22 protein-coding genes, 11 tRNA genes and 2 pseudogenes are annotated in these 25,965 nt (G+C 37.0%); 8 read left to right on the top strand and 27 right to left on the bottom strand.

The annotated features are described in order from the left end of the window. Positions 1-404 precede the first annotated feature (404 nt). The gene (locus tag BM211_RS23200; RefSeq protein WP_090999816.1) at positions 405-794 is read left to right on the top strand and encodes a cupredoxin domain-containing protein; all 390 of its coding nucleotides are present in this window, start codon (positions 405-407) and stop codon (positions 792-794) included. Between the two features lie 380 nt (positions 795-1,174). Here the strand turns inward: BM211_RS23200 and BM211_RS23195 are convergent, their stop codons facing one another. From BM211_RS23195 to BM211_RS23160, 8 genes are all read right to left on the bottom strand, one after another. Next, on the bottom strand, positions 1,175-2,611 hold the full coding sequence (locus BM211_RS23195) for a glycosyltransferase family 39 protein (RefSeq protein WP_090999815.1): 1,437 nt from the start codon (positions 2,609-2,611) through the stop codon (positions 1,175-1,177). A gap of 47 nt (positions 2,612-2,658) precedes the next feature. Then, positions 2,659-3,564, bottom strand: a complete 906-nt coding sequence (locus BM211_RS23190) for an FTR1 family iron permease (RefSeq protein WP_035433528.1) — start codon at positions 3,562-3,564, stop codon at positions 2,659-2,661. A gap of 18 nt (positions 3,565-3,582) precedes the next feature. Continuing rightward, complete coding sequence (locus BM211_RS23185) at positions 3,583-4,338, bottom strand: hypothetical protein (protein ID WP_035433527.1); 756 nt, start codon at positions 4,336-4,338, stop codon at positions 3,583-3,585. 63 nt (positions 4,339-4,401) lie between these two features. Beyond that, entirely contained in the window at positions 4,402-5,148 is a 747-nt protein-coding gene (locus tag BM211_RS23180) for a glycosyltransferase family 2 protein (RefSeq protein ID WP_090999813.1), read from the bottom strand. Further along, positions 5,145-6,620 carry an alkaline phosphatase family protein gene (locus BM211_RS23175; RefSeq protein WP_090999811.1) on the bottom strand — a complete coding sequence of 492 codons (1,476 nt, stop codon included), beginning with the start codon at positions 6,618-6,620 and terminating at the stop codon, positions 5,145-5,147. The genes BM211_RS23180 and BM211_RS23175 overlap by 4 nt, the downstream gene beginning before the upstream one ends. Beyond that, positions 6,608-7,570 (bottom strand): lysylphosphatidylglycerol synthase transmembrane domain-containing protein, encoded by a 963-nt coding sequence (locus BM211_RS23170; RefSeq protein WP_231559717.1) that lies wholly within the window; start codon positions 7,568-7,570, stop codon positions 6,608-6,610. The genes BM211_RS23175 and BM211_RS23170 overlap by 13 nt, the downstream gene beginning before the upstream one ends. After that, positions 7,503-8,450 (bottom strand): SDR family NAD(P)-dependent oxidoreductase, encoded by a 948-nt coding sequence (locus tag BM211_RS23165; protein ID WP_090999809.1) that lies wholly within the window; start codon positions 8,448-8,450, stop codon positions 7,503-7,505. Before BM211_RS23165 ends, BM211_RS23170 begins: the two co-directional genes overlap by 68 nt. A gap of 86 nt (positions 8,451-8,536) precedes the next feature. Further along, entirely contained in the window at positions 8,537-9,709 is a 1,173-nt protein-coding gene (locus BM211_RS23160) for a hypothetical protein (protein WP_035433523.1), read from the bottom strand. A 618-nt stretch (positions 9,710-10,327) separates the two neighbouring features. On the opposite strand from BM211_RS23160, the gene BM211_RS23155 reads away from it, so the two are divergent. From BM211_RS23155 to BM211_RS26590, 3 genes and pseudogenes are all read left to right on the top strand, one after another. Further along, positions 10,328-10,555: a transposase gene (locus BM211_RS23155; protein WP_081904880.1), complete on the top strand. Its 228-nt coding sequence runs from the start codon at positions 10,328-10,330 to the stop codon at positions 10,553-10,555. Between the two features lie 268 nt (positions 10,556-10,823). Then, positions 10,824-12,113 (top strand): UDP-glucose dehydrogenase family protein, encoded by a 1,290-nt coding sequence (locus BM211_RS23150; protein WP_090999807.1) that lies wholly within the window; start codon positions 10,824-10,826, stop codon positions 12,111-12,113. Between the two features lie 393 nt (positions 12,114-12,506). Further along, a pseudogene (locus tag BM211_RS26590) lies at positions 12,507-12,626 on the top strand (DUF5360 family protein); the annotation flags it as partial. Positions 12,627-12,794: 168 nt separating this feature from the next. Here BM211_RS26590 and yhbH read toward each other — a convergent pair. The 3 genes and pseudogenes from yhbH to BM211_RS23125 all read right to left on the bottom strand — a co-directional run. Continuing rightward, the gene (gene yhbH, locus BM211_RS23140; RefSeq protein WP_035433521.1) at positions 12,795-13,970 is read right to left on the bottom strand and encodes a sporulation protein YhbH; all 1,176 of its coding nucleotides are present in this window, start codon (positions 13,968-13,970) and stop codon (positions 12,795-12,797) included. Positions 13,971-14,538: 568 nt separating this feature from the next. Continuing rightward, positions 14,539-16,434 carry a PrkA family serine protein kinase gene (locus BM211_RS23135; protein WP_035433520.1) on the bottom strand — a complete coding sequence of 632 codons (1,896 nt, stop codon included), beginning with the start codon at positions 16,432-16,434 and terminating at the stop codon, positions 14,539-14,541. A 318-nt stretch (positions 16,435-16,752) separates the two neighbouring features. Then, a pseudogene (locus tag BM211_RS23125) lies at positions 16,753-16,871 on the bottom strand (IS6 family transposase); the annotation flags it as partial. 242 nt (positions 16,872-17,113) lie between these two features. Here BM211_RS23125 and BM211_RS23120 point away from each other — a divergent pair. Beyond that, entirely contained in the window at positions 17,114-17,464 is a 351-nt protein-coding gene (locus tag BM211_RS23120) for an ASCH domain-containing protein (protein WP_035433519.1), read from the top strand. A gap of 18 nt (positions 17,465-17,482) precedes the next feature. Further along, positions 17,483-17,923: a DUF2269 family protein gene (locus tag BM211_RS23115; RefSeq protein ID WP_081904879.1), complete on the top strand. Its 441-nt coding sequence runs from the start codon at positions 17,483-17,485 to the stop codon at positions 17,921-17,923. Between the two features lie 293 nt (positions 17,924-18,216). Here the strand turns inward: BM211_RS23115 and trmL are convergent, their stop codons facing one another. From trmL to BM211_RS23085, 6 genes are all read right to left on the bottom strand, one after another. Continuing rightward, positions 18,217-18,705: a tRNA (uridine(34)/cytosine(34)/5-carboxymethylaminomethyluridine(34)-2'-O)-methyltransferase TrmL gene (trmL, locus tag BM211_RS23110; RefSeq protein ID WP_035433517.1), complete on the bottom strand. Its 489-nt coding sequence runs from the start codon at positions 18,703-18,705 to the stop codon at positions 18,217-18,219. Positions 18,706-18,760: 55 nt separating this feature from the next. Next, positions 18,761-19,657 carry an amidase domain-containing protein gene (locus BM211_RS23105; protein WP_035433516.1) on the bottom strand — a complete coding sequence of 299 codons (897 nt, stop codon included), beginning with the start codon at positions 19,655-19,657 and terminating at the stop codon, positions 18,761-18,763. Positions 19,658-19,706: 49 nt separating this feature from the next. Then, complete coding sequence (queG, locus tag BM211_RS23100) at positions 19,707-20,846, bottom strand: tRNA epoxyqueuosine(34) reductase QueG (protein WP_035433515.1); 1,140 nt, start codon at positions 20,844-20,846, stop codon at positions 19,707-19,709. A 153-nt stretch (positions 20,847-20,999) separates the two neighbouring features. Further along, a tRNA-Gly gene (locus BM211_RS23095) sits at positions 21,000-21,073 on the bottom strand. A gap of 113 nt (positions 21,074-21,186) precedes the next feature. Continuing rightward, positions 21,187-21,843, bottom strand: a complete 657-nt coding sequence (locus BM211_RS23090; protein ID WP_035433514.1) for a DsbA family protein — start codon at positions 21,841-21,843, stop codon at positions 21,187-21,189. A 185-nt stretch (positions 21,844-22,028) separates the two neighbouring features. After that, positions 22,029-22,781 (bottom strand): transglycosylase domain-containing protein, encoded by a 753-nt coding sequence (locus BM211_RS23085; protein ID WP_371261902.1) that lies wholly within the window; start codon positions 22,779-22,781, stop codon positions 22,029-22,031. Between the two features lie 451 nt (positions 22,782-23,232). Here BM211_RS23085 and BM211_RS23080 point away from each other — a divergent pair, with 451 nt between their 5' ends. Together BM211_RS23080 and BM211_RS23075 are read left to right on the top strand one after the other, a co-directional pair. Next, positions 23,233-24,327, top strand: coding sequence for a response regulator aspartate phosphatase (locus BM211_RS23080; protein ID WP_035433512.1), 1,095 nt, complete (start codon positions 23,233-23,235; stop codon positions 24,325-24,327). Then, a complete protein-coding gene (locus BM211_RS23075; RefSeq protein ID WP_035433511.1) occupies positions 24,327-24,536 on the top strand; it encodes a Phr family secreted Rap phosphatase inhibitor in 210 nt (69 codons plus the stop codon). The genes BM211_RS23080 and BM211_RS23075 overlap by 1 nt, the downstream gene beginning before the upstream one ends. 406 nt (positions 24,537-24,942) lie before the next feature. Here the strand turns inward: BM211_RS23075 and BM211_RS23070 are convergent. The 10 genes from BM211_RS23070 to BM211_RS23025 form a co-directional block, all read right to left on the bottom strand. After that, positions 24,943-25,024: transfer RNA gene (locus BM211_RS23070), tRNA-Leu, on the bottom strand. 6 nt (positions 25,025-25,030) lie between these two features. Then, positions 25,031-25,104, bottom strand: a tRNA-Cys gene (locus BM211_RS23065). Between the two features lie 10 nt (positions 25,105-25,114). Continuing rightward, positions 25,115-25,189: transfer RNA gene (locus tag BM211_RS23060), tRNA-Gly, on the bottom strand. 5 nt (positions 25,190-25,194) lie between these two features. After that, a tRNA-Gln gene (locus tag BM211_RS23055) sits at positions 25,195-25,269 on the bottom strand. 116 nt (positions 25,270-25,385) lie between these two features. After that, positions 25,386-25,461, bottom strand: a tRNA-His gene (locus BM211_RS23050). Between the two features lie 10 nt (positions 25,462-25,471). Then, positions 25,472-25,545, bottom strand: a tRNA-Trp gene (locus BM211_RS23045). 14 nt (positions 25,546-25,559) lie between these two features. After that, positions 25,560-25,643: transfer RNA gene (locus tag BM211_RS23040), tRNA-Tyr, on the bottom strand. Positions 25,644-25,653: 10 nt separating this feature from the next. Further along, positions 25,654-25,729: transfer RNA gene (locus BM211_RS23035), tRNA-Thr, on the bottom strand. A gap of 16 nt (positions 25,730-25,745) precedes the next feature. Then, positions 25,746-25,821, bottom strand: a tRNA-Phe gene (locus BM211_RS23030). A 6-nt stretch (positions 25,822-25,827) separates the two neighbouring features. Next, a tRNA-Asp gene (locus BM211_RS23025) sits at positions 25,828-25,903 on the bottom strand. Positions 25,904-25,965: the final 62 nt, after the last annotated feature.

Genomic DNA, 25,965 nt, shown 5'->3' with positions numbered 1-25,965 from the left:
TTATAAAGTGAAACTTTAATCAGTGGGGGTTTTCTTCATCCCCCACTGATTATTAGTTGAACCAATCGGGCTTTTACGGGCAGTTTATCTCCCACCTAACTTCTTTGCTTTCGCCGAATCTTGATGTGGAAGTATTACTGCCCGTTAATGCGGGATAAACCGTTTTAACTATATTTTAATAAATTCTGTGTTGGAGTAAGAAGAAGGAATTAATATGAAGTATTCCACTTAAACTAGTGGTGCAGGTTAATTGAAGAAGAATGGATTCCAGAAGATCGTTATTTTTTTCTTTGTCACTGTTTCAGATAAAAGAGCTACTATTTGAAGCACGTTGGAACCCTATTTATAGTAATAATATTTTATGAATTGGAAAACAATAGTGCTTAGGAAAGGAAGGATTGCGAATGTCTGTGAAAAAGTGGTTAACTGGATTGGTCGTTTTACTTGCGATGATTTTGGTTGTGACAACTCCGGGCTTACTCAGTGTATTTGCTGAATCCGGCGTCGTAACACAGCCTATTGAGTCAGTGAAAGTGATTGAGGTCGAGTTGAACGATGATTACTTTAATCCGAATGTCATCACTATTCCGATTGGAAGAACGACAACGTTGATATTGAAAAACCAAGGTAAGAAAGAGCACACCTTCACAGTGGAAAAGCTCAGAATTGACGCCGAAGTCCAGCCGGGAAAAGAAAGAACCATTACCGTGAAACCTCAAGATCCCGGTACTTATGAACTGATATGTCGGTACCATTTCCAGAAAGGAATGGATGGAAAAGTAATAGTCAAATAATAAGCAGGGCCAATCGGGCTTTGCTTTTTTATGAGCAACGGTAACTTACTTATTATTACCCAGACATCATTATAACTGCTGACTTACCTCTTTACTTTATAAAAAGTAAAGAGGTAGGTTTGTTCAAAAAGACATAGTAATTAAGATCTTCCACAATCGGGCGCTTTAATTGAGCGATGAGCACAAAAATCATCAAACTTTTTATGAAAGGATGATGATTTTTGAATATAGAAAAAGCGTGTTTTGAACAATCTTTTTTCAAAACACGCTTTTTCTATATTCCCTTTCATCAAGGTTTATTAAGTTAATTTAATCAAAACTGTACATTATATAGATTGTTGATGCATGCATAAAATTTGTCGTTTTCAACCACAGATTTCCTACATTTCAACTAACTTTGCAACTGAATCCTTTTTCCACTTATATAACACTATTTTATGATAAACAGGATCAAATAACGGGTTAGACTGAAAGACGGCAACTTTTTCCACCTGTCCTTTTATATTAATCCCTTGGTTTTGAAATCCTTCAATAAGATGATTCGTAACGTATATTGTATCATTCTTATGATATTTTTTATCTTGTAAAAAATAGTCATATGTGTAAAAGCGTTTATGTTCATATGGTACATGTAAGTATTCCATAACACGTGTCTCTTCCCATGTATATACGATAAACGGCTGCTGTTTTTCTTGTAAATATGATGCTAGCTGATACGTTGCAGGCACAGCTTCTTTTTGTTCTTGCATAAGCGGTATGCTGACAATAAGTTGAAGTGTTGCAAATAACAGCAGTAAGATTCCACTATGTTTTTTTAACCATGAAATAGCAAGTACGAAAAGCACCATTGCTACAATTGGATAAGAATGACGTGGCTTATCGATATTTTGTCCAAGTAAATTCCAAAGAAAATATACACTGCCAAGTGCTATAAATAATTTCGGATAGAAACGTATGTTCTTCCATTGTAAAACAAAAAGAAACAAAAAGAAAAGAAAGAAACCTACAAGAACGTACGAATGAACACCGATTCCCGCAAATACAATATTCTCGGAAAGCAAACGAAACAGACGTGATATAATCGGTTCACTCGTTTCTGTAACCGCACCGCCCCATTCTGTAAAATGACCTTCTACAAATCCGAAAGAAATTTTCCATAATCCCGCTAAACCGCCGATATTCCAAATAAGCGCCCCAATCCATACGAGTTGCGAAAGAACAACTGTGCAGCATATAATAATAAACCGCCACTTCTCCTCATGCCACTGCTGCCATACTAATAAAATAAGCGCTATTCCAAACGGCACATACGATAAACGGATTCCCATTAATAGAGAAAATAAGATTACTGGCCAAAACTGAGCCCGAAATTCATTTGTCCGAAACGCTCGATCTACGCTCCACATATACCACCACAGTACAGCTATCGCCGCTCCCTCTGACATCGGCTGCGTCACTAAAATGGAAAAATAACCGCTTGTTTGTAATACAGCTACAACAATAAGAGCACTCGTTTTACTTACATAACGGCGTGCAATCCAATACATTGGAAAAGCAGCGGTAAGTGCCATAATTGCATTAAAAATCCCTAACGATTGCACAGGATTTTCTATAAAAAGATGTGTCATCATTCCCCCTAAAATAAAAAAAGGATACCCTGGAAAATGAGGCTGCATCGCTAATATGTCATATTGCTTTAACGCAAGCGAAAAATCTACTTCATCCCACGTTGCAGCAAACGGACTTGCATAAAAAAAACGAATGAGAATTGCACTAGAAAAAAGCATAATTGCCCATATACGTAATAATTGTTTCATCTGATTTCCTTTCTGCAAAAAAAGTACAAGGAAGATTCCTTGTACTTTTAGCTTACTGATTTATTTACTTCGGCTACTGTTTTCTTTTTTTTCGCAGGTTTTTTAAAGACAATTAACATATAAAGGACAACAAAATAACCGATATATGCAAGCACTTCTTCAAGCGATGGCATTGAAGAATATCCTAAAAACGCTTTTAAGAAAATACCGATATCACCTGAAAAAATCGGTGCAGTACCATGATCACGCAAATAGTGAGCATAATCAATTGGATGCTCCGGGAGTAGCCACGTAATATCGTATACGTGCGGCATTACGCTACCAATTATTTTTAAATCTTGCAGCATGGAAATACCTTGCACAAGAAGTCCAGCTGCAATGAAAACAATAAATACTCCCGTTACTTTAAAGAATACTTTTAGTGAAATACGCATCGTTCCTTTAAAGAAGAAGTAACTGACAAGAGCTGCAACAAGAACGCCTGTAATTGCTCCCCAGCCTTGCAGTGCCGCTTCAATATTTCCACCTGTAATCGCCGCGAAGAAGAACACTGTTTCAACGCCTTCTCGTAGCACAACAAGAAACGAATGCAGAACCATTCCAATTACGTTTCCAGTCGTAATATAATGACTCATTTTACTTTCCATGTTGCCTTTTATATTTTTGCTATGTTCTGCCATCCAAAATACCATTTGCGTAAGCAAAATAACGGAAATGAACATAATCGATATCTTTAAATACATCTCACTTCCCATTGCGGCAAAGCCAGTAAACACAACTTGGAAGACAAGAGCGACAAGATAACTTGCTACAACCGCAAGACCTGCTCCTAACCAAACGTATTTCACAAACTGCTTATTATCCGTACGCTTTAAATACGTAGTAATAATCCCAACAATGAGCAATGCTTCTAATACTTCACGGAATGTAATAAGAAATGCTTGCAATTGCATCGCTCTTCCTCCTCATCTTTACTTGCGTTTTCTTACTGCATATACAATGACTCCAGCAAGTATAAGTACAATTATCGCAATTGGAGCCCAGTTTTTTAAGTTACTTAAATCTGTCCACTCTGTTTGGCCTTTGTTTGCTGAAGCTTCTTCTTTTCCACTAACATCAAAATGACCAACCCTAAAATCTTTAATTTTCAATTCTTTTTGTAAACTTGTTAAAATGACATCTTTACTTTGCTTGAAAGCATCATGATTTGCTTCCTTTTGTCCTACTCCAAATAATCCAGGGTTTCCAAGTGATTCTAACGCCTTGTTAAATTCATCTTTTAATTTTACATCTAACTCTTTATTACGCTCTGCAATAACTGGTGATAATGCATCATATGTTGCAAATGCTTTTGCTAACAAACGTTTACTTGTATCATAGTCACCAAATTTTTCATCGACATTCGTTAAACGACGATTAATATTAAGCGCAAGAATTTTTTGCATATCTGTAATAATCTCTTCTTTATTTTGTTTATCAAAGTCTTTCATAATAGCTTTAGAAGGTTCTTTTCCCATGTGCTGATCAATTTCTTCTTGCACATTTTCATATGCCTTCTTTGCTTCTTTAAAGTTTGTCGGATTTTCATCTAGCTTTGCGACCATTTGCTTATATGCATCTGCAACCTTTTCTTCGTTCGGATTTCCGTAGGAATAAGCAAATACACTCGTATGTATCGAGAATATTAAGAAAATACTAACAAATAATGAAGTAATTATTTTTTTCATGATCGTTCCTCCTGGAAAAATGATAATAATTATCACTTTCATTGTCAAGAAAAGAAATGCCTACTATGAGCATCTCTTTTCTCCTATTAACATATGTGCATTATAGTCAATCGTAACTTTCTCTACCGGACGTTTCATCTCTTTCCAAATTGCGGGAAGAACACGCGTCATATACTTACGAAACGAAATAAACGATTCCCCTGTTTCACGCACTTTATAAGTAATCGGTACTTCTTGAACTCGAAATCCTTTTCGCACTAAGTTTAGTGTAATCACTTGTGCATAATTGTAATCATGCACAATTTCCCCGTGCTCCATCGCTTGCCGTGAAAAAGCACGCATTCCTGATTGACCATCACGAATCCATTTACGCAGCAATATACATTGCAGCATCGTAAAACAATAGTTTCCAAGCCTTCTATGCAGCTTCATACCGCTAATAGTGCCACGAAAACGCGATCCCATTGTATAATCTGCTTTTCCTTCTAAAATAGGTTGCAATACATTCGGAATTTCATCTGCTGGATATTCGTCATCTGCATCAATCATCACACTAATATCTGCCCCAAGGCGGTAGCTTTCCTTTAATCCTGCTCGAACGGCTGCACCTAGACCACCATTTTTTGCAAATGAAACGATATGATCCGCCCCAGCTTCTTTTGCAACTTCCACCGTTCTGTCTGTTGAACCGTCATCAATGACAAGAACTTCTACCGTTACACTCGGATGAAAATGACGCGGTACTTTTCGAATAACATGTGCAATGGAGTCTTCTTCATTTAGGGCTGGTATAAATACAATTACTTTCATTTCTTTTCCTGCTCCTTTAACGCTTCCACTAACACAGGACCACGGCTATGAGATGGATACGGTGCACCTAATAAGTAAGCAAGTGTCGGTGCCATAGAGACAAGACTTTTCTTTTCTTCTACCTTAACACCTTGTTTAATATGAGGGCCATACATAAAGAATGGTACGAATCGTTCTCCTTCATCTAAATGGCCATGACCGCCAATCCCATCTGCCTGTCCGTGATCAGCACAAATGATAAACGTCGTATTCTCTGTTTTTCCTGTTTTCTCTAAATGCTCGATAAAATGTTTTACATGCTGGTCTGCCTCATGAATTTTTTGTAAATACTCATCATATAACACACCACGGCTATGTCCCGTTTGATCTGTTGAAATGAGCTGTACAATAAAAAGATCTGGGTCTTGTTCATCCATTATTTGTTTCGCTTTCTCCATAATCTTCCCATCCACAACATCATTTTTCATAACAGCTGTAAATGTTTCCACATCTTCACCAAACGCGTCAACTAAATGCGCAACGGCTAGCATTTTCCCTGTTTTGTCTACTTTTCGAAGCGAATCAAAAATACTTTCTACATTCACACCGTGCTTCCAAACCATGTTCGATTTAATGCCATGCTCAAATGAATATGTCCCTGTAAACATAGAAGAGAAACATACGACGGTTCGAGCTGGATATACCGTTTCCATATTTAAAAACTCCGTCCCTTTTTTTCGGAGAGAATCTAAATACGGTGTATGTGCTGTTTCAAAGCGATCTTTACGCATACCATCAATAACAATTACAACTACTTTTTCATTCAGTGCCTCTTTATTTTCCGGCATGTTATTCGTATAAGATGCAATTGCTTTTGGCTGCCAGTCAAATAAATTACGATGTAAGATGATCGTGTATATTGCAAGAGCACCGTAAAACATAAGCAGTGTTTTCCAATCTACTGCACCGTACGTACCACCTTCTTGGAAGAAATGGTAGTAATAATACCAAAGTGATAACAATAGCAAAAACTTCGGCATTTGCTCCTGTGCATTTCCGCTTGTAGAATCACTGTTCTTTAGCACGAGTTTCCAAAAACGTGTAAAGTTTAACCAAGACGTTCCAATACGTAAATGATAATATAACGTTCCCCAAAATAGGATCGTAAAGAAAAAATATAATCCTAATGCAAATAATAATAACGGTACATGCACCATTTTAAATACGATTAAATAGGCAACGAACGGTAGCCATAAATAATTTCGCAAAAACAATGGAAAATCAAACAAATAATATAAAACGAGTAGCGGAACAATGAATAAAAAGCTACTAAAAAAAGCAGACACAAAATTTGGATTTCCAAACTGTGAAATAGAAAACAACAAAAATGTACCGAATACAAAAATCGGTGTAAATGGTTTCCCTTCATTTAGTAGATTCCAACAGCGCGCTACTACTTTTTCAAATTTTGACGCTTTCTTTACTTCTTCCAACGAATTTTTTCTCCCTTCTGACTGAAAAATGAGCGTAATTCCATCGGATACACTAGTAATAGTATTACTCCCACACCATAAGAAAATATAAATTTAAAACCATGACTCATTAACGACCATTGATAGGCATCAGATTGCGTAGTTCCTACCGCTTGCAATGCAAATGTCATAACGGTTTCATACGTACCAATTCCGCCTGGTGTTAGTTGAAACACTTGTCCAGCAATGGTCACACTATTTACCCAAACTGCTTGCACAAACGACAAAGACTGAGCAATTTCATAAATAACAAATGCTTCACAAACCCAGCTCAGCGCAATAAGGAACAAAATAATTCCGCCTTTTGCCGTAAATAGCGCTCCTTTCAGTTGCTTCCACTGCTTATCTACAAATTGCGGTGCTTTCTTATAGAAAAGAAATACCATCACACTTCCGATATATATACAAGTAAGAATGACTGGAACATTGAGTAAGATATTTCTCCATAATAGAAACATACCCGCTGCTCCAAACATACCAAGAATAAGTAAGTCTAATATACGAAGAACGATGACAGATTGCGTTGCTTCCCCTAATGTTACTTTCTTCTCTTTTGTAATCACAGCAATGCGCACAGCATCTCCAACTTTTAGAGGAGAAACATGGTTAATGAACAAACTATACAACAGTCCATATAACGCTTCTTTTATTGTTATACGATGATGAAGGTACAGTTTCCATGCATATGCACGTAACAAAAAAGCAATACCGTACATCATAATGAGAAACATAACCATGTATGGTTGTTTCCATAGGGTTTGAAGATGTTTCAATAATGAAGATGCTTCAAACGACCGCCATGACAAAAGAAAAAAGATGCATAGCAAAAAAACACCACAAATATTAAACAATATCCGAATATTGTTTCGCCCACGCAACGGTTCGTTCCAACCCTTCTGCAAAAGATACACGTGGCCTATATCCAAGTTGTTCTTGCGCTTTCGAAATATCTGCCCACGTTGATGTTACGTCCCCTTTACGATGCGCTTCTCGCCTTACACGCATAAACGGGAAATGTGTTTCTAACTGCGCGAGTAATTCTGTCATTAAAATAGGCGCGTTAGACCCAAGATTATATACATCACTATGATGTGATTGTAATGTAAGAGCGATTCCTTCTGTAATATCATCGATATACGTATAATCACGGCCTGTACCTGTTCCGTACACAACAATCTCTTCCTCGTTCAATAACTTTCGAATGAAGCTTGCAACTGCCATATCCGGACGTCCCCACGGTCCATATACAGTAAAGAACCGTAAAATATTCATTTGAAATCCGTACATATATTGATACGCATGACAAAGAGATTCTGCTCCGTATTTGGATGCAGCATACGGCGAAAGAACACGTCCGTTTGCCATTTCCTCTCGCAAAGGCATCCCAGCCTGCTCTCCATATACAGAAGAAGACGATGCAAAAATAACATGCTTCACATTTTCTTCGCCGGCACATGTTAATACATTGCTTGTCCCTTTTATATTAATATCAACGTAAGCACCTGGTATTTCAAGCGATGGTCTTACCCCCGGAAAGCCCGCTAAATGAATGACTGCATCGACTTTCTCTTGCTGCATAACAGCTTTCACATCATCTTTTTGCAAAATATCACATTCATAAAAGGGAACCTTTCCAGCTTTCTGTACTTGTTCTAATTGAAAGAGTTTTCTAGACTTTGCATAATAGGAATGAAAATTATCAAGAAGTACAACTTGCTTTCCTTGCTTTAACAATTTCAATGCAAGATGACTTCCGATAAAACCCGCTCCGCCAGTAATTAATACCTTCATTTCGTTCACCACCTTCTACAACCCTATGCAAAAGAAGAAACCTTGTCAAGACAAGGTTTCTTCCAAAGAATATAGACATTTCAGCCTTATTTCGCTGTTTCAACCACTTTATTTAATGTGGATTCAATTTGCGGCAATAACTTATCTGCTTCTTCTTTCTTCTTCGCTTTTACTGCGTCTAAATAAGATTGCGTTGTTTTTGTTAACTCCGCTGTTTGCTGCTCGCCAAGTACTGTTTTTAAATCATTTTCAATCATGTTAATAAATAGAGCACCTTCTAATGCTGTAACAGGACCTTTATCTTTTCCGAAGTTTTCTTGACTTTCTTTATACTCACCTAATGCAACTTTTGCAAATCCACGTACAAACGCTTTATTTACCGCTTTTGCATCAACTGTTTTTACATCTGTTTTTAAATCAAATTGCTTTAAGATAAAGTCTGCCTCTTCAGGAGCTGCTTTTTTTACATATGGATAAACAGCTTGATAAAATGCCCATCCCTCAGCTTGCTCAATTTTAGCTTTTTTCTCATCTTTTTTTGCTTCTTCTACCATTTTCGTAGCATAGCCGTGTGGCTCAGCTCCTGTTGCAAAGTAGAATGTTTTCATTAACGTTTTATCTACAACTTGTTTTCCAAGTGCGAATGCAAGTTTATCATCTTTGTCAATTGCTGCTTTCATCTCATTGAAGCCGCCTTGAATTGTAGAAGCCATTTGTGTGCCGTATGCCGTATCACGCTTTCCAACTGTACCTTCTACACCTTTATAAAACGCAAGTGCTTCTTCCATCTCTTTCTTTACTTCATCTTTTTTACTCCAGTTTGTGTCAATCTCTTTAAACTCATGGCGCATAGATTGGAAGAACTCTTTTTGCATTAATTTATCAAATAGTTGCTTTACAACCATTGGTTCCATTTCTTTCTTTTTACCTGCTTCTAATGCAGCTGTAATAGTTTGGTCAACTTGCTCGCTAAATTCACCATCGCGTTGTTGAACAAGGGATTGTAATTTGTCTTTGTATAATTTTGTTACTTTATCAAAGTCAACCTCTTTGCCGTCTTTTGCTTTTTCAAGTTCAGCTACTCCATCTTTGTAAGCTTGTACAAAATCTACTTCTTGTTGTTTTGTTTCTTCTTTTTTAGCAGTTTGTTCTGTCTTTTTCTCTTGTGCTTCAGACTTTTTCGGTTCCTCTTTCGCACAACCTGCAAAAAGTAAAGATGCTACTGCTGCTGCAGATAATACTTTTAACTTGAATGTCATGAATTGCTTCCCCCTACACCCTAACTGATAGTGATTTTCATTATTGACAATTTGATTATACGAGCGCTTACGATAAGTGTCAACAGAAATGTCATATTCGTTACCATACTTTTAGATGGTAAATTCGACCACTATAAAAAGAGTCTGATTGGTGAGTGCTTTTACGGGCAGTTTATCTTCCACCTAACTTCTTTAGAACAGTGGAAGTAGCTCGCTCAGAATCGCAGGACGCCCACGCCAAATACAGAGAGAGGCGCGGGCCGTCCGAGGAGGCGAAACGACCGGAGGTTCTAGCCGCTAGAGCTGGACAATGCTTTCGCTGCATTTTGAGGTGGGAGTCTTACTGCCGGCAAATAGCGGGATAAAATTTGGAACTACCATAACTGTTCAGGTTGTGGTAGTTTTTAGTTATGAAATCAAATATATTGGAACGCATTTTCTTTGGTGGACATAATTATTGGGAACGATTTAAAATCAAATGTGGCAGACGATGGTATTAAAGCGGATTCGAAAAAAGGATACGGCCAAAGAAAAGAAACGAGTTTAACCTAAATTTTAAAATAAATTTCCCATTAATAGGAAACACTTCTATGTACATGTCCCAAACAGAAAGGAAACATAAAAGAACAATTTTGGTATATTGTCCGTTATATTCGTCGACCTGCTATCGATTTGAAGCGGATTGACGAATATGACGGACAGTCTGTTTCTTTATTATATATGGACAAGATAGATGACGTTGAAAAGATAGAAACGTTATATGTAAAAGAGTTCATTTCTGGGATGAATAGACCTTTTCATATGTCACCAATTGAACTTGTCCATCAATATAAAGTGAAACTTTAATCAGCCCTCACGAATCGGGCTTTTACAAGCTGTTTATCTCCCATCCAACTTCTTTGGAAAAGCAGAAGCGGCTCGCTCAGAATCACAGGACGCCCGCGCCAAAGGCAGAGAGGCGCTTTTTGCCTCGTCCGAGAAGGCGAAACGGCCGGAGATTCTAGCCGCTAGAGCTGGACAATGCTGTTACCGAATTTTGAGGTGGGAGTCTTACTGTCCGCAAATAGCGGGATACAGTAAGGACTAGTATTAATTTCAGAAGGATGATTATTTTATGGATATATGTATTATTGGCTCTGGCTATGTTGGACTAACATCAGCAGTAGTATTAGCCAATTTAGGACATCATGTTATTTGCGTTGATAAAGATCAAAATAAAATTGATACTCTCCAAAAAGGAGAATATCCTATCTATGAACCAGGTTTAGCAGAACTTATGCACAAAAATCGGAGTCGGTTACAATTCCGTAATGATATTAGTCAAGTTATTGAACAAACACCAGTTATTCTTATTGCTGTAGGAACTCCTTCCATGCCAAATGGAAAAACGGATTTAAAATATATTTACTCTATTATTGATATGTTAGCTCAAACGATACAATCATATAAAACCATTATCATGAAAAGTACAGTTCCACCAAGTACCAATCAACTCATGCACGAAATGCTTATAAAAAAAGGTGTAGAATCCTCACTTTTTAATATCGTTTCTAATCCCGAATTTCTTCGTGAAGGATCTGCTGTTCATGACATGCTCTTTCCCGATAGAACCGTCGTAGGTATACAAAAAGATGACACAAAGTCACTAGAAATTATGCAAGCATTATATAAAGGCATTCCAGCTCCATTCTTTCATACAAGTTTAAATGGCGCGGAAATGATTAAATACACATCGAATGCGTTTTTAGCTACGAAAATATCTTTTATAAATGAAATTTCCAGAATTTGCGATGCTTATCACATTGATATTACTGAAGTAGCAAAAGGAATTGGGTATGACTTCCGAATTAATCCCCATTTTCTTCAAGCAGGACTTGGTTATGGAGGATCGTGTTTTCCAAAAGATTTGAATTCACTAATTCACACAGCAAATAGTAAACAAGTACCAGTCCCTATTTTACAAGCTGTGCAGTCTATCAATTCGACACAAGTAGATCTCTACATTGAAAAAATCAAAAACAATTTAAAAGATCCTTCGTCAAAAAGATTAACAATTTTAGGGATTTCTTTTAAACCAAATACAGATGATACACGCTACTCTCTCGCTGTAACACTTATTGAAAAATTAATTCCGCTCGGTTACGAGATTCATGCCTATGATCCCAAAGCCCATCTCCCTTCTCATGTAAAAAAACAAGTTACACAACATACTGAATTGGAACCTTCTATTACAAATTCAGATTGTATCATTATTGCCACAGAATGGGACGAATTTAAAACACTTGATTGGCAACAAGTAAAAAAATTAATGCGGGGATACAAAATCGTTGATGGCCGCAATTGTATTGAACAAAATGAAATAGTAAAACATGGTTTACACTATATAGGGGTTGCTCGCCCATGAAAATCCTTGTAACAGGAGCGGCTGGTTTCGTTGGTTCTGTTGCAAAGTTTTTTTAAGATTAAATTATTCTAACAAAAAGTTGTACACTTTTTACGATTGTTATTAACTTCCGTAATTCATCGTACGTCGAAAAAGCGAAGTCCTGTTTAAGACTTCGCTTTTATTTATATAGGGCATGAATGGATAGGTGAGATATAGATAAAATTGGGGATATAGCCTAACATGTTATACCCTAAACTACTCCAAATAGTCCAAGACTCTTGCACTTTCTATTCAATATTTCATTGCATTCTCTACGAGAGATGAATACAGAATGTCCATTAACTCCTTAGCCAAGTAAAAGATAGCACAGTATATATCTTTTTAACAAAAAAACAATCTTCTTAAAGCTCCTACGCTTTAATTTCACCTATATTAACTTTTTGCCTTGGATTACAAGCTATTGCATTTTGGGCATTTAACTTATCTTTAATGATATATCCATTATTTTTTATTAAAAACTTTATAACTTAAAGAAACAAAATGATTTTTTTACCTTCATCAAAAAATCACAAAATATATTATCGTAATTCCCACCTAATTTATAGTAGGTGAGCTGTGTCAAAATGTCATTATTCAATAATCTCTTGGCACAGCCTTTTCATTTCATTTAAAAACAAAAAAACCCCTGCACTTAGGGGTTCAGGCCATCTTTTCCTTCGATTCTTCACGGAAAAAGCTCTTCATCGCATGAAACACATCAGCTTTTTGTTTTAAAATATAATAGCGAAACTTCTCATCTTTTACGTTTTTATATGCTGACATGAGTGTACTGTGGCGGTTGTACTGGTTCACCTCTCCATACCCAAACATATTAGATACTTTCATCAACTCCTGCACCAGTTTGACACAACGTGCATTGTCAGAAGTTAAATTGTCTCCATCTGAGAAATGGAATGGATAGATATTATAGCGTTCTGGAGAATATTTTGTGTCGATCAATTCTAATGCTTTTCTGTATGCTGATGAACAAATGGTTCCACCGCTTTCACCTTTTGAGAAAAATTCTTCTTCTGTAACAACTTTTGCTTCTGTATGGTGTGCGATAAATTCAATATCAACTGTTTCATATTTGGTACGTAAAAAACGAGACATCCAGAAGAAGAAACTGCGAGCCATATATTTTTCCCAAAGTCCCATTGAACCGCTCGTATCCATCATTGCTAACACAACGGCTTTCGATTCTGGTTTCAAGACTTCGTTCCACGTACGGAATTTTAAATCTTCTCGTTTAATTGGATGAAAGGCTGGATTCCCATTCATTGCATTTCGTTTATAAGCAGAGATTATCGTCCGTTTTTTGTCAATGTTTCCCCAAAGGCCCATTTTGCGAATGTCGTTAAATTCAATATGTTCAATGCGATTTTCATCCATTTCTTTCTGCTGTAAATTAGGAAGCTCTAATTCTTTAAAAAATGCTTGCTCTAGCTCTAAAATCGATACTTCTGCCTCGTAGTAGTCTTCCCCTGCAGAGTCCCCGGCGCCTTTCCCTTTTCCTGGTCCTTTTTGTTTTTGACCGCTCGATCCATCTCTCGCTACAACATCACCGACTTTACTATCACCTGTCCCTTGACCAACATGCTTATTTTTATCATAGTTATAACGAATTTTATATTCATCTAGTGAACGAATTGGTATCTTTACAACATCCTTGCCATTGGACATAATAATACTTTCTTCTGTAACAAGGTCTGGTAAATTATTTTTTATTGCCTCTTGTACTTTTTCTTGATGACGTTGCTGATCATCGTGTCCTTTACGATGGAGGGACCAATTTTCCTGGGAGATCGTATAATTATTTTGATTTTCTTCTGTCATTCCTTTCCCTCCTTACATAGTTTTTTATACTTTCATGAAAACACATTTTAAAACATAAATTTTTTAGTTAAAAAATAAACAATGAATGCATACACTTTCATAATTTAGAAAGAAACACAATGCATTGTTGCACACTTTACGGCTATGCAACATATTGTATTGTGTTGGCTTTTTTCTGTATGAATGGTTGGTTACTCTATCATATGCTAGTTGTGAAAATAATTGACAAATAAATTCATAAGATTGCATTTTAATTTATTCATAGTGGACAAGCAGGACTTATATATACAAGTTGAAAAACGAATTAAAAAACCTTTTCTTTTTTGGGGAGGGCGAGTGCTTCTGACCGTGTATAGGTGCGGTCAGGGCCTGTTTTTGCCACTTGCCATGTTTTAAAAAGAGGGAGCATACGAGTTCAGGACATGTTGTTTTTTCATAGCAGCGAAGAGAATTTGAAAACCTCTTTCTTTTTTAGAGGACAAGGGTATCTGGCCGTTCATAGAAATGTTTTACATAAAGGATACAAAAAAACTGTCTCAAGTAAGAGACAGCTTTTCTGTTATGATGATTATCGATTTAATAAGCTTCCTACATAACGGAGTAATTCGTTTGCAGATGTGGAGTTGTAGCCGTGTTCATCGATTAATCGTGCTACAACGTCATTAATTTTCTTCAATTGATTTTCATCTGGTGTTTTCGTTGATGTTGTGATTTTGACAACGTCTTTCAAATCAGCGAATAGTTTCTTCTGGATTGCTTCGCGAAGGCGTTCGTGTGAATTATAATCAAACCGCTTTCCTTTGCGAGCATATGCAGAGATACGAATTAATATTTCTTCGCGGAATGCTTTCTTTGCGTTTTCGGAAATACCAATTTGTTCTTCAATCGAACGCATTAGTTTTTCATCCGGACTCATTTCTTCTCCCGTTAACGGGTCACGCAGTTTCGATTTATTGCAATATGCCTCTACGTTATCTAGATAATTATCCATCAGTGTCTTCGCTGATTCTTCATATGAATATACAAATGCTTTTTGTACTTCTTTCTTCGCAATTTCATCATATTCTTTACGCGCTAATGAAATGAAATTCATATAGCGTTCCCGATCTTCATTACTAATAGATGGATGTTGGTCTAATCCATCCTTTAAAGAACGTAGTACATCTAATGCATTAATTGATGCTACTTCTTTACGAATAATCGTCGAAGAAATGCGGTTAATGACATAACGCGGATCAATCCCACTCATACCTTCATCTTGGTATTCCCGCTGCAATTCTTCTATATCAATGGAATTGTATCCTTCTACCATTTCACCATCGTATAAACGCATTTTCTTAATTAAATCGATGTCTGACCGCTTCGGATCTTTTAGGCGTGTTAAAATGGTAAACATCGCTGCGACGCGTAGGGTATGCGGTGCAATATGCACATCGGAAACATCACTTTCATGAATCATTTTCTCATAAATATGCTCTTCCTCACTTACCCGTAAATTATATGGAATTGGCATTACAATAATCCGAGAATGAAGTGCTTCATTTTTCTTATTCGAAATAAAGGAACGGTATTCTGTTTCATTCGTATGAGCAACAATTAGCTCATCTGCGGAGATTAATGCAAATCGACCTGCTTTAAAATTTCCTTCTTGCGTCAGTGATAATAAATGCCATAAAAATTTCTCATCACATTTTAACATCTCTTGAAATTCCATCATTCCGCGGTTTGCTTTATTTAACTCCCCGTCAAAACGGTAAGCGCGCGGGTCAGATTCTGAACCAAATTCAGCAATAGTAGAAAAATCAATACTACCTGTTAAATCAGCAATATCTTGTGATTTCGGATCAGATGGACTAAATGTTCCAATCCCTGTTCTGCGATCTTCCGAGAAGAAAATGCGCTCGACGATTACATCTTCAATTCTACCGCCGTACTCTTGTTCTAGACGCATTAAATTTAATGGCGATAAATTCCCTTCAATCCGCACTCCATACTCTGCATAAAAGTCATTACGTAAATGATGCGGAATTAGATGAAGCGGATCTTCATGCATCGGGCAACCTTTTATAGCAAAGACAGACCCGCGATCAGTATGTGAATATGCCTCTAATCCACGCTTTAACATTGTAACTAATGTAGATTTTCCGCCGCTAACTGGTCCCATCAATAATAGAATTCGTTTTCTTACATCTAATCGTTTTGCAGATGGATGAAAATATTCTTCTACAAGGCGCTCTAAGGCTTCTTCTAATCCAAATAATTGATTACTAAAGAAGTTATATTTTTTTCTGCCGTCTACTTCCTCAATTCCAGCATCCTTTATCATATTATAAATACGAGAATGTGCTGTTTGTGCCACCCCTGGTCTTTCCTTCAGAATCTCTAAATAGTCAGCAAATGTCCCTTCCCACTTTAAACGCTCTTCTGCTTCCCGGTGCTGTTCAATTTTCTTTAAAATATCCATTATAGCTCCTCCCCCATCTCCTTGTTCAAGCGGATTATTATAAAAGTATGCGAGGATGTCCTTAAACATTCGTGCGAATCAAAATGAAATTATACACATTCTTTATAAAGTTTATTACCAAAATTGAAAGAAAATTCGATATAATACAAATGATAGAGATAAATATGAATGGGGGCTATTATTTATGAAACTTTTATTAATTTTAGGTGTTATGCTCACATTTCTTACTGCTATTTTTACATCAGGGTACAATGATAAGCCAAGAACAAAATAAAAAGCGATGAGCCTGCTCATCGCTTTTTATCTGTTATAAAATCCCTCCATCATTTCCACCAAATCACGAAAACTGAGGTTGTACCGTGTAGGTACCATCTCACGGTTAGTAAAATAATACCAGACAGATAATGCTTCCATTTGAACAAATTTTGATTTTCCATACCGATTACATCCCTTTTTAGAGTACTAGTATCAATATGTCCAAGATTCAGAGATTAATTACAATTATCTTGAGGTTTTTGCACCAAAACCAATCGTTGCTTTTTCCCATTATTGGTGTTTATCGTATAAACATTGTATAAAATTTTTTTATCCCTATTAATGTAGAAACTTGCTATATAGAATAATTTTTTTATATGATAAAGTTGGCTTATGCTTAAATGAAAAAAGGAGAGTGACCCAGATGACAAACCAAAATGAAACGAACGCTTTACCGCCAAAAACATGTACGATTGAACGCCTTATCACGATTCAGGAGGACATTGAAAAAGTGCTTGCAGGACAGAAAACAGCTACTCGCCGCAACGGGAGATATGCGGATGTCGGGGAAGTGATGGAGCTTCAAGGTCACCGGTATGTTGTGGAAAAAGTCTACTCGCAGTCACTTGGCGAATTGACTGATGAGCATGCCCGTCAAGAAGGCTATGCGAATGTGGAGGAATATAAGCAATCTATCCTGTCTCTTCACCCTGGCATGCCGTGGCTGCCAAAAATGAGAGTTTGGGTTCATGAGTTCCGTCCCATCGAAGGTTAATGTGATATAAGGATGGACATGTTGTATCGACTGCTTCTGTATGTACATATTTTCAGTGCAATCTTATCCATCGGCCCGTTTTTTGTATTGCTTCCGCTCATCAAAAAACTGAGGGCTTCAGAGGCCCACGCGCAGCACGCTTATCTGGATGTATTCCGATTTTCGGTCAAGCTGGCCAAGCATGCCGGGCATGTACTGGTTGTATCCGGGGTTCTACTTGTACTGGCGGGCCCTTGGACTTGGAAGACCCCTTGGATAGTGATGACCCTTATTCTCATGGCGAGTTCATTATTTTTCCTGGCCCGCGCCTTTTCGCCGACCATTCGGAAATTCAGCGAGACTGGCCAAGACAAGGACGCCTTGATTCAATTGTTGCGGCGTTCTGTTTGGATTTACATTGTTCTTTTAATGGCGATGCTATGGTTCATGGTGACAAAGCCTGCGTTGTGGCAGGGGTGATAGATTTAGGGCGAATAGCGGCTTTATGTGATTGCCGTTTGAATTCGCTGGGCGGCATGGAATAAGGACAAGCCAAAACTGGCTTGTCCTTATTGTAGCTACGATTTGGAATAGCCTTTTACGAACTGGGCACTTATTCCCAAAGCAAGGTTTTTGCCTGAGTTGCTCAGTTTTATCATTTTAAGGTAGTTTATTTTTGTTAGGTTGATGGGCATGCGGCGGAACCCCTTATAGCAAGAGTGTTATTAAAAGTTATTTATTTTCTAAAAAAAAAAGCCATCATATGATGGCTTTTAATAAACGATTTCTACATCTAATCCTGGAAAGTTTTGTTGACGTAATGCTTCATAAATTAAAATAGCTGCAGTATTAGATAAGTTTAAAGAACGGACTTTGTCAGTCATTGGGATGCGTAAGCAATGATCAAAATTCTCTTCAATCACATTTGCTGGAAGACCATTTGTTTCTCTTCCAAATACGAAATAATAATCTTTTTCTACGTTGCTGTAATCAAATGTTGTGTGTGCTTTCTCTCCATACTTTGTTAAGTAGAAAAACTCACCATTTGCATTTTTTTCATAAAATTCCTCAATAGAGTCATAATACGTAATTTTTACGTGCTCCCAATAATCTAATCCAGCACGCTTTAACGCTTTATCGTCAGTAGAAAATCCAAGCGGTCTAATTAAGTGTAATTCTGCACCCGTTGCTGCACAACTACGCGCAATATTCCCTGTATTCGCTGGAATTTCTGGTTGATATAAAACAACATGTATTCCCACAATGTTCACCTCAATCTTTTTCTACTACGTATTATACCACTTGGATAAAAAATCTCTAGTCATTATCAAGAATATGAAAAAACTTATATTTCATTTGCGGTGTATACTTACTTGAATCTTCATAATCCCAATAGCGTCTGCGACTATTGGCAGAATGTGCATTTACAAGAGGCATACCATTTGCATCTTTTGCCACGACAATTGTCGTATGATTCCATCTTCCATCATTTTCAAAGTCATATACAATGATATCTCCAAGCATTAAGTCCTGTGGTTTCTCAACTTGCTTTGCTCGAAGTCCTAGAGAATCACTTGATAAGTACCAATGAAAAGAATGAGCAACCGCCCAACTCCAGCTCCATTGGCGATTTTGCTGCCACCATCCACTGCGAATATTCGGAAATCCAGTCATTGGTGTTTCACCAGCATGCAGACATTGCGAAATAAAATTTGTACAATTATCTTGGAAGTTTTGATAAGCTGGATTCCGATCATCCCACCACCGCTCTGCATATTTCACTGCCTCTAAGCGATCATAACTGTATGGAATATATTGTCCTTTTCCCTTTATTGCTTCACGTTCTAACGTTCCAATTTTCTGTTCATCTATCGGTGTTCCAATTGCAATATCTTGCTTGACACATCCATCTTCTAATCGTAAACGTCTCTCCATCTGTTCTTCCTCTACATAAAATAAATGTTGATGACGAATAAAATACTGAAAATGAATTTGATAATCCACTTCATCATAGTTAACACCTTTTAACTGTCTAATAAAAGATACGTTAGCATTGCTTTTTACAATCTCAGCATTCCGCCTATTAAAGAGCTTCTTTTTACGGTGTAACATGTCAACAATATCATCTGAAATTTCTGGCTCATTCATACGTTTATTTGTTATATAATCCAATTGCCTTTGCAGACACTGTTGAAGATACTGTTTTACAGACATAGAGTCTCCCCTCCCCTTATTACAATATGAGGGACCGAGGGATAATCTGCTATTTTTTCTCAGTTAATAATTCAAGTCCACGATTCATCTCATGAAGGACTTCTTCATCTTTTTCCCGTTCTTTCGCTTTTTCAATCGCCTCTTGCACACCTTCTCCGCCGATTTTCCCTAATGCCCACGCTGCTGTTCCGCGAATAACAGGACGAGGATCTTCTTTCATTACAGCAATTAAATCCGGAATGGCCGTTTCATCTTTAAAATGAGCAAGTGCTAAGATCGCATTTCGCTGTAACGGTTTTTTCCCGCGCCACGATCCAGACATAATCCCGTACTTTTCTTTAAAATCACGATTACTAATGGTGAGAAGAGGTTTTAATAACGGTTTTACGAGTTCAGGATCCGGTTCCATTTCTGGATGATTATGAAAATCTATCCCTTTGTTTTTAGGACAAACAGTTTGACACGTATCACATCCATAAATGCGATTTCCGATCTTCTCTCGATATTCTTCCGGAAGAAATCCTTTCGTTTGCGTTAAAAATGCAATACATTTTTGAGAATCTAATTGTCCTCCTTGGACAAGCGCCCCTGTCGGACAAACGTCAATACACTTTGTACAGCTCCCGCACTGATCTTCAATTGGAGTATCTGGTGGAAACGGAATATTTGTAATCATCTCGCCCAAATATACATACGAGCCAAATTCCGGCGTAATAATGGAACAGTTCTTTCCGCTCCAGCCAATACCTGCTCGCTCTGAAACAGCTCTATCGCTTAATTCTCCCGTATCTACCATAGATTTAACTTCTATATTTGGTAAACGTTCGATTAAATATGCCTCCAGCTTCTCCAGGCGATCGCGCAAAACTAAATGATAATCTTGTCCCCAAGAAGCACGGCAAAAAATGCCTCGTCTTTCTCCACGTTTGCTTAGTGGTGCATTTTTCAACTTCGAAGGATACGCCAATGCAATGGCAATAATTGATTTTGCACCTGGTAATAATAACTCCGGGTTCGTTCTCTTTTCTATATCTGACTCTTCAAAACCTGACTGGTATCCTAATTGTTGCTGCTGAATAAGGCGTTGTTTTAATTCCTCAAATGGCGCTGCACTCGCAAAGCCTATCTTATCAATACCAATTGTTTTACTATACGCAATAACATCTTGTTTTAATTGTTCAAAATTCACGTTTACTCTCCTTATAAGATGCATTTCATTTTACACATTACTATTTTTTCATATATTCATGCACTCAAAACGTAAAAAAACGCAATGCTTCGTTTATCTGAGAAACGAAACACTGCGTTGATCACAATAATAATAATAATTCGGAATAATTTCTGGAGCGGGTGAAGAGAATCGAACTCTCGACCAGAGCTTGGAAGGCTCTTGTTTTACCACTAAACTACACCCGCAAATATGAAGAAAATATTAATTTCTTGTTAACTTATGTTAAGAAGTATAGCATGTAATATAAGGTGGTGCAATAAATTTATCGAAAAAAGTCGAAAAAGTGATGAATATATCATCACTTTTTCGTAATTTTATCAATTGCCGCCTTAATACTATCATAATCTGGATTAACAAGTTTACCATTTACATATATAGATGGCGCACCTTGTACTTTTAACTTTTGCGCAAGATCAAAATCTTTCTGCACTACATCTTTTATTTCCTTACTCTTTAAATCCTTTTTAAACTTCTCTACATCAATCGTAGGTAGCTTTTGTTTTACTATATCTACGACTAGATCTTCTGTAATCCACTCTTCTTTTTCATTCTTTTGATCTTGCTTTTGATATAATTCATCATAAAATGTCCAAAACGCTTTTGGATCTTGCTTATAAATCGCTTCTCCAGCTGCTGCACCTAGATTAGAGTCCTTTCCGATAAAAGGAAAATTAATGAAATGAAGCTGAACTTTCCCTTTATTAATATACTCTTCCTTTAAGCGTGGCAATACAGTTACATCCCATGTACGACAAGCTGGACATTTGAAATCTCCAAATTCAACAATATGAATCGGAGCATCTTTCTCTCCTATAGATTGCTGGGAGCCATATAAAAACGTATCTTTCCCTTTTTCTTTCTTATCATTCACAAGACTGTACGCGATAGTCCCAATTACAATAAGCACCGCGATAGAAAAAATAACACCGAGAATCATAATATTTTTTGACTTCATATACATTCCTCTTTAATGTTTTATTCTTTGTATGTCCTATACATACAATATTTATGATATCAACTCTCATATAAACAGTCCATTGAAGTTGTTCGTAAAATAGACAAAATCAAACAAATGTGACAATATTGTGTCCCGTTTTTCTTCTTCATGAAAAAAAGAGTGAATTCTTTTTGAACTCACTCTTAACTCACAGCTTTCTCACGTTCTATTGGTTTATTAGGAATATCATGATGAATAACAAGCTTTTCACTTCTAGCTTGTACATATTCAGCATGAGTAATATATCCTTCTCGCTCCATGAGCTTCAACACAATATTACGTCTTTCAACAGCCTTATCATAGTTTTGTATTGGAGAATAATAAGCTGGTGCTTTTACAATGGCTGCTAACATAGCACTTTCACTTAATGTTAATTGATCCACCTGCTTACCAAAATAAAGTTTCGCAGCTTTCTCAATTCCCCATGCTCCTTCTCCATAATAAATGTTGCTTACATAAAGTTTTAAAATCTCATTTTTCGTAAATGTTCGCTCAATTTTTTTAGCATAAAAAACTTCATTCCATTTACGAGAAAACGTTCGGTCATTTGTTAAAAAAACATTCTTTGCAAGCTGCTGAGTAATTGTACTACCACCTTGTACAACACCACCAGCCTTTATATTCTCTACTGTAGCTCTAACAATTGCAATATAGTCTAATCCATTATGATGATAGAATCTCTTATCTTCCGTTGCGATAAATGCATTCCCTAGTTGCTCTGGTAACTCAAAATGAGCAGGTACTGCTAACTTACTTATATCCTTGCTTTCAATCATTTTATTTCCAGCAAACAATAGTACACCACTAAGCAATAATAATAATATAAGGGCTTTAAAAATAAACTTTGCTATCGGTGCTAAAGAAATATGATGATTCAAAGCAGTGCGATATGCCATTCGTTCCTTCACAAGAGACACCTCATTTCTTTCAGCATTCATTGCTCTTAATTTAAGAATACCTGTATTTTAAAAAATATCCAATTGATTTCTCTTACAACTTCCTTACAAATTTGTAATTTAAAACCCTGGAAAGAAAAAAGCGTCTTCTATCACAGTAGAAAACACTTGGTAAGTTATTCATGATCACTTTTACATTCATATTAGGTAAGTTGCCGGTTTTGACAACTATTCTAACCTTTCAGATGTTACATGAATTGTTAGTGTTATGCAAGCCATTTGACCTACTAAATGCAAAAAATGAATTTTTCTTGTAGCACAATTCCCATTCGATATTGCATTGAAAATTAAAATTGTCAGACAATTATTGAGAAATATACAATTTTAACTCCCATTAAATGTAATTATGATATTATTTATAATAATATTCAGAAAAAAGGTAGGGGATTTCATGAACGTTCAAATAAAAGGGAGTGAACAGATTTCAAAGCTGTTAAATGATTGGTATCAAGTTATGTTACAGCAACAAGTAGAAAAAGCAGCTAATTTAAAACAAGAAATTGAAGAGAAAATTGCTAGTATTAAAGAAGATGAAAATCTATTATTTTATTATTTATTACTTGATTTTAGATATAAACTTTTGACCGATAGATTGAGTATCACAAAAGATAGCTTTGATGAAATTGAGTCTTTTAACAGGCCAACAAATGAGATTACATCTTACTACTACCATTTTTTCAAAGCTGAACATGCCCTTATATTCGGGAATAATAATGAAGCAAGAGAACATTATGAAAAAGCTGAAACATTGTTAAAGTATATCCCTGATGAATTAGAAAAGGCTGAATTTAATCAAAAGTTCGCTGTATTTAATCATCATACTTCTAAGATGTTAGCGTCCATTCAATATACTAACAAAGCTAAAGAGGTATTTTCGAAACATGCTGGATATGAAATTAAAATGGCCGCATGCGAAAATACTTTAGGAACTGCATGTATATTTTTAAAACAGTTCGAGCAAGCTGAAGAGCATTTAAATCGTGCAGTCGATATTTTACAGAAATATAATGAAGAAAGATTAATTTTAGTAGTTAGGCATAATTTAGGCTTATTATATGCTACTCAAAATTTATCTACTTTAGCTATTCGTCATTTATCTGAAGTAACAGGGAAAATTCCTAATCATTTCAAAGCCAATTTTCTACAAGCTAGAGAACATTATAAACTAGGTGAAACAAGTATTGCACAAGAATTAATTGAAAGAGGTTTAAAAATTTGTTCTGAAACAGGAAACGAAGAATATATCTATCATTTCAACATTTTAAAAGCATTAAATGAGGGACTTTCAATTAATTTAGTAGAGGAAGTGGTAAAAGAAGGAATTTCTTATTTTGAGAAAGAAGGATTATGGGACTATGTTGAGGAATATGGAGAATTGTTAGCTGTTGAGTTTCGTAAGTTGAATAATCATGAAAAAGTCAGCGATTATTTTAATACATGTTACGAAGCTAAGCACAAACTATTAAGTAAAGGGGCGTTAAAATAATGAAAAAATTAGGTGCTATTACTGTTGGTTTATCTGTTGTTGGAGTTCTTTCTTTTGGCTTAAGTAATTCTTTTGAAACACAGCAAGCTACCCACGCAGACCATTTCATATCAAAACCTGATAATGGTTCCGTTCAAGTACAAGAAAGTCACGCTGATCTTCCTGCACCTGCTTACAATAAAGGTGACACACCAGTACAACAAGCATAACAATATAATAGTTAGAAAGAAAAGCCATACACCGCTATGGCTTTTTTATTTACACTAATTGTGAGTTCGTTACGATAATATCGCATTGTGTAGGATCCTAAGATTGCACATACCACACTCTTTAAGAAAGAGGCTCACCACGTCATCAAACGTTTCAGTTTCTTGCCGCACAATAGCTCATTCTCCGTCGCCTAAAACATTGCTACGTCTTTCCCCTTTCGACGAATAAGACCTAATTCGTACGATTAGACAGAATTACATTAATGCGTAATAGGTAACGTATGAGACGATAATTTACAAAGGAGAATACATAAAAAACCGTCCCCACTATGTAGGAACGCTTGATATTACAATATATTCACGTTTAATAAGCAAAAAAAAAAACGAGTTAATCTCGTCTTATCAGTACCGATGGTCGGGGTCGAACCGACACTCCTTACGGAACACGATTTTGAGTCGTGCGCGTCTGCCAATTCCGCCACATCGGCAAAATATGGAGGCGGCAACCGGATTTGAACCGGTGGTAAAGGTTTTGCAGACCTCTGCCTTACCACTTGGCTATGCCGCCATATTAAATTTGGAGCGGAAGACGGGATTCGAACCCGCGACCCCAACCTTGGCAAGGTTGTATTCTACCACTGAACTACTTCCGCAAAAATGGCTGGGCTAGCTGGATTCGAACCAGCGCATGACGGAGTCAAAGTCCGTTGCCTTACCGCTTGGCTATAGCCCACCGAATAATTAATACATTAATATGATGTATTTGTTATTTTATTACTTAAAATTATCAATCAAGACATTTAGTATATTATCACGATTCATTTATTTTGTAAAGTAATATTTTAAAAATGGGGCGACTGATGGGAATCGAACCCACGAGTGTCGGAGCCACAATCCGATGCGTTAACCACTTCGCCACAGCCGCCATGCTGTTTTGGCAGGGGCAGTAGGAATCGAACCCACGCCGGAGGTTTTGGAGACCTCTGTTCTACCGTTAAACTATGCCCCTATATAAAATGTAAATGGTGGAGGGGGGCAGATTCGAACTGCCGAACCCGAAGGAGCGGATTTACAGTCCGCCGCGTTTAGCCACTTCGCTACCCCTCCGAAACTTACATGGTGCCGGCTAGAGGACTTGAACCCCCAACCTACTGATTACAAGTCAGTTGCTCTACCAATTGAGCTAAGCCGGCGTTATTCATTTGAAAATGGTGGCTCGGGACGGAATCGAACCGCCGACACGAGGATTTTCAGTCCTCTGCTCTACCGACTGAGCTACCGAGCCTTAAAATGGCGGTCCCGACCGGGGTCGAACCGGCGATCTCCTGCGTGACAGGCAGGCATGTTAACCACTACACCACGGGACCATTGGTTGCGGGGACAGGATTTGAACCTGCGACCTTCGGGTTATGAGCCCGACGAGCTACCA

Source organism: Bacillus sp. 491mf (genome assembly GCF_900112415.1).
In the GTDB taxonomy this organism is placed as follows: Bacteria; Bacillota; Bacilli; order Bacillales; family Bacillaceae_G; genus Bacillus_A.
This window is presented reverse-complemented; position numbering and strand designations above follow the sequence as displayed.

Bases quoted from the DNA above. Each gene is read 5' to 3' on its own strand.
- BM211_RS23200 (WP_090999816.1), top strand. From the start codon at position 405: ATGTCTGTGAAAAAGTGGTTAACTGGATTGGTCGTTTTACTTGCGATG.
- BM211_RS23195 (WP_090999815.1), bottom strand. From the start codon at position 2,611: ATGAAACAATTATTACGTATATGGGCAATTATGCTTTTTTCTAGTGCA.
- BM211_RS23190 (WP_035433528.1), bottom strand. From the start codon at position 3,564: ATGCAATTGCAAGCATTTCTTATTACATTCCGTGAAGTATTAGAAGCA.
- BM211_RS23185 (WP_035433527.1), bottom strand. From the start codon at position 4,338: ATGAAAAAAATAATTACTTCATTATTTGTTAGTATTTTCTTAATATTC.
- BM211_RS23180 (WP_090999813.1), bottom strand. From the start codon at position 5,148: ATGAAAGTAATTGTATTTATACCAGCCCTAAATGAAGAAGACTCCATT.
- BM211_RS23165 (WP_090999809.1), bottom strand. From the start codon at position 8,450: ATGAAGGTATTAATTACTGGCGGAGCGGGTTTTATCGGAAGTCATCTT.
- BM211_RS23160 (WP_035433523.1), bottom strand. From the start codon at position 9,709: ATGACATTCAAGTTAAAAGTATTATCTGCAGCAGCAGTAGCATCTTTA.
- BM211_RS23150 (WP_090999807.1), top strand. From the start codon at position 10,824: ATGGATATATGTATTATTGGCTCTGGCTATGTTGGACTAACATCAGCA.
- yhbH (WP_035433521.1), bottom strand. From the start codon at position 13,970: ATGACAGAAGAAAATCAAAATAATTATACGATCTCCCAGGAAAATTGG.
- BM211_RS23135 (WP_035433520.1), bottom strand. From the start codon at position 16,434: ATGGATATTTTAAAGAAAATTGAACAGCACCGGGAAGCAGAAGAGCGT.
- BM211_RS23120 (WP_035433519.1), top strand. From the start codon at position 17,114: ATGACAAACCAAAATGAAACGAACGCTTTACCGCCAAAAACATGTACG.
- BM211_RS23115 (WP_081904879.1), top strand. From the start codon at position 17,483: ATGTTGTATCGACTGCTTCTGTATGTACATATTTTCAGTGCAATCTTA.
- BM211_RS23105 (WP_035433516.1), bottom strand. From the start codon at position 19,657: ATGTCTGTAAAACAGTATCTTCAACAGTGTCTGCAAAGGCAATTGGAT.
- BM211_RS23090 (WP_035433514.1), bottom strand. From the start codon at position 21,843: ATGAAGTCAAAAAATATTATGATTCTCGGTGTTATTTTTTCTATCGCG.
- BM211_RS23085 (WP_371261902.1), bottom strand. From the start codon at position 22,781: ATGGCATATCGCACTGCTTTGAATCATCATATTTCTTTAGCACCGATA.
- BM211_RS23080 (WP_035433512.1), top strand. From the start codon at position 23,233: ATGAACGTTCAAATAAAAGGGAGTGAACAGATTTCAAAGCTGTTAAAT.
- BM211_RS23075 (WP_035433511.1), top strand. From the start codon at position 24,327: ATGAAAAAATTAGGTGCTATTACTGTTGGTTTATCTGTTGTTGGAGTT.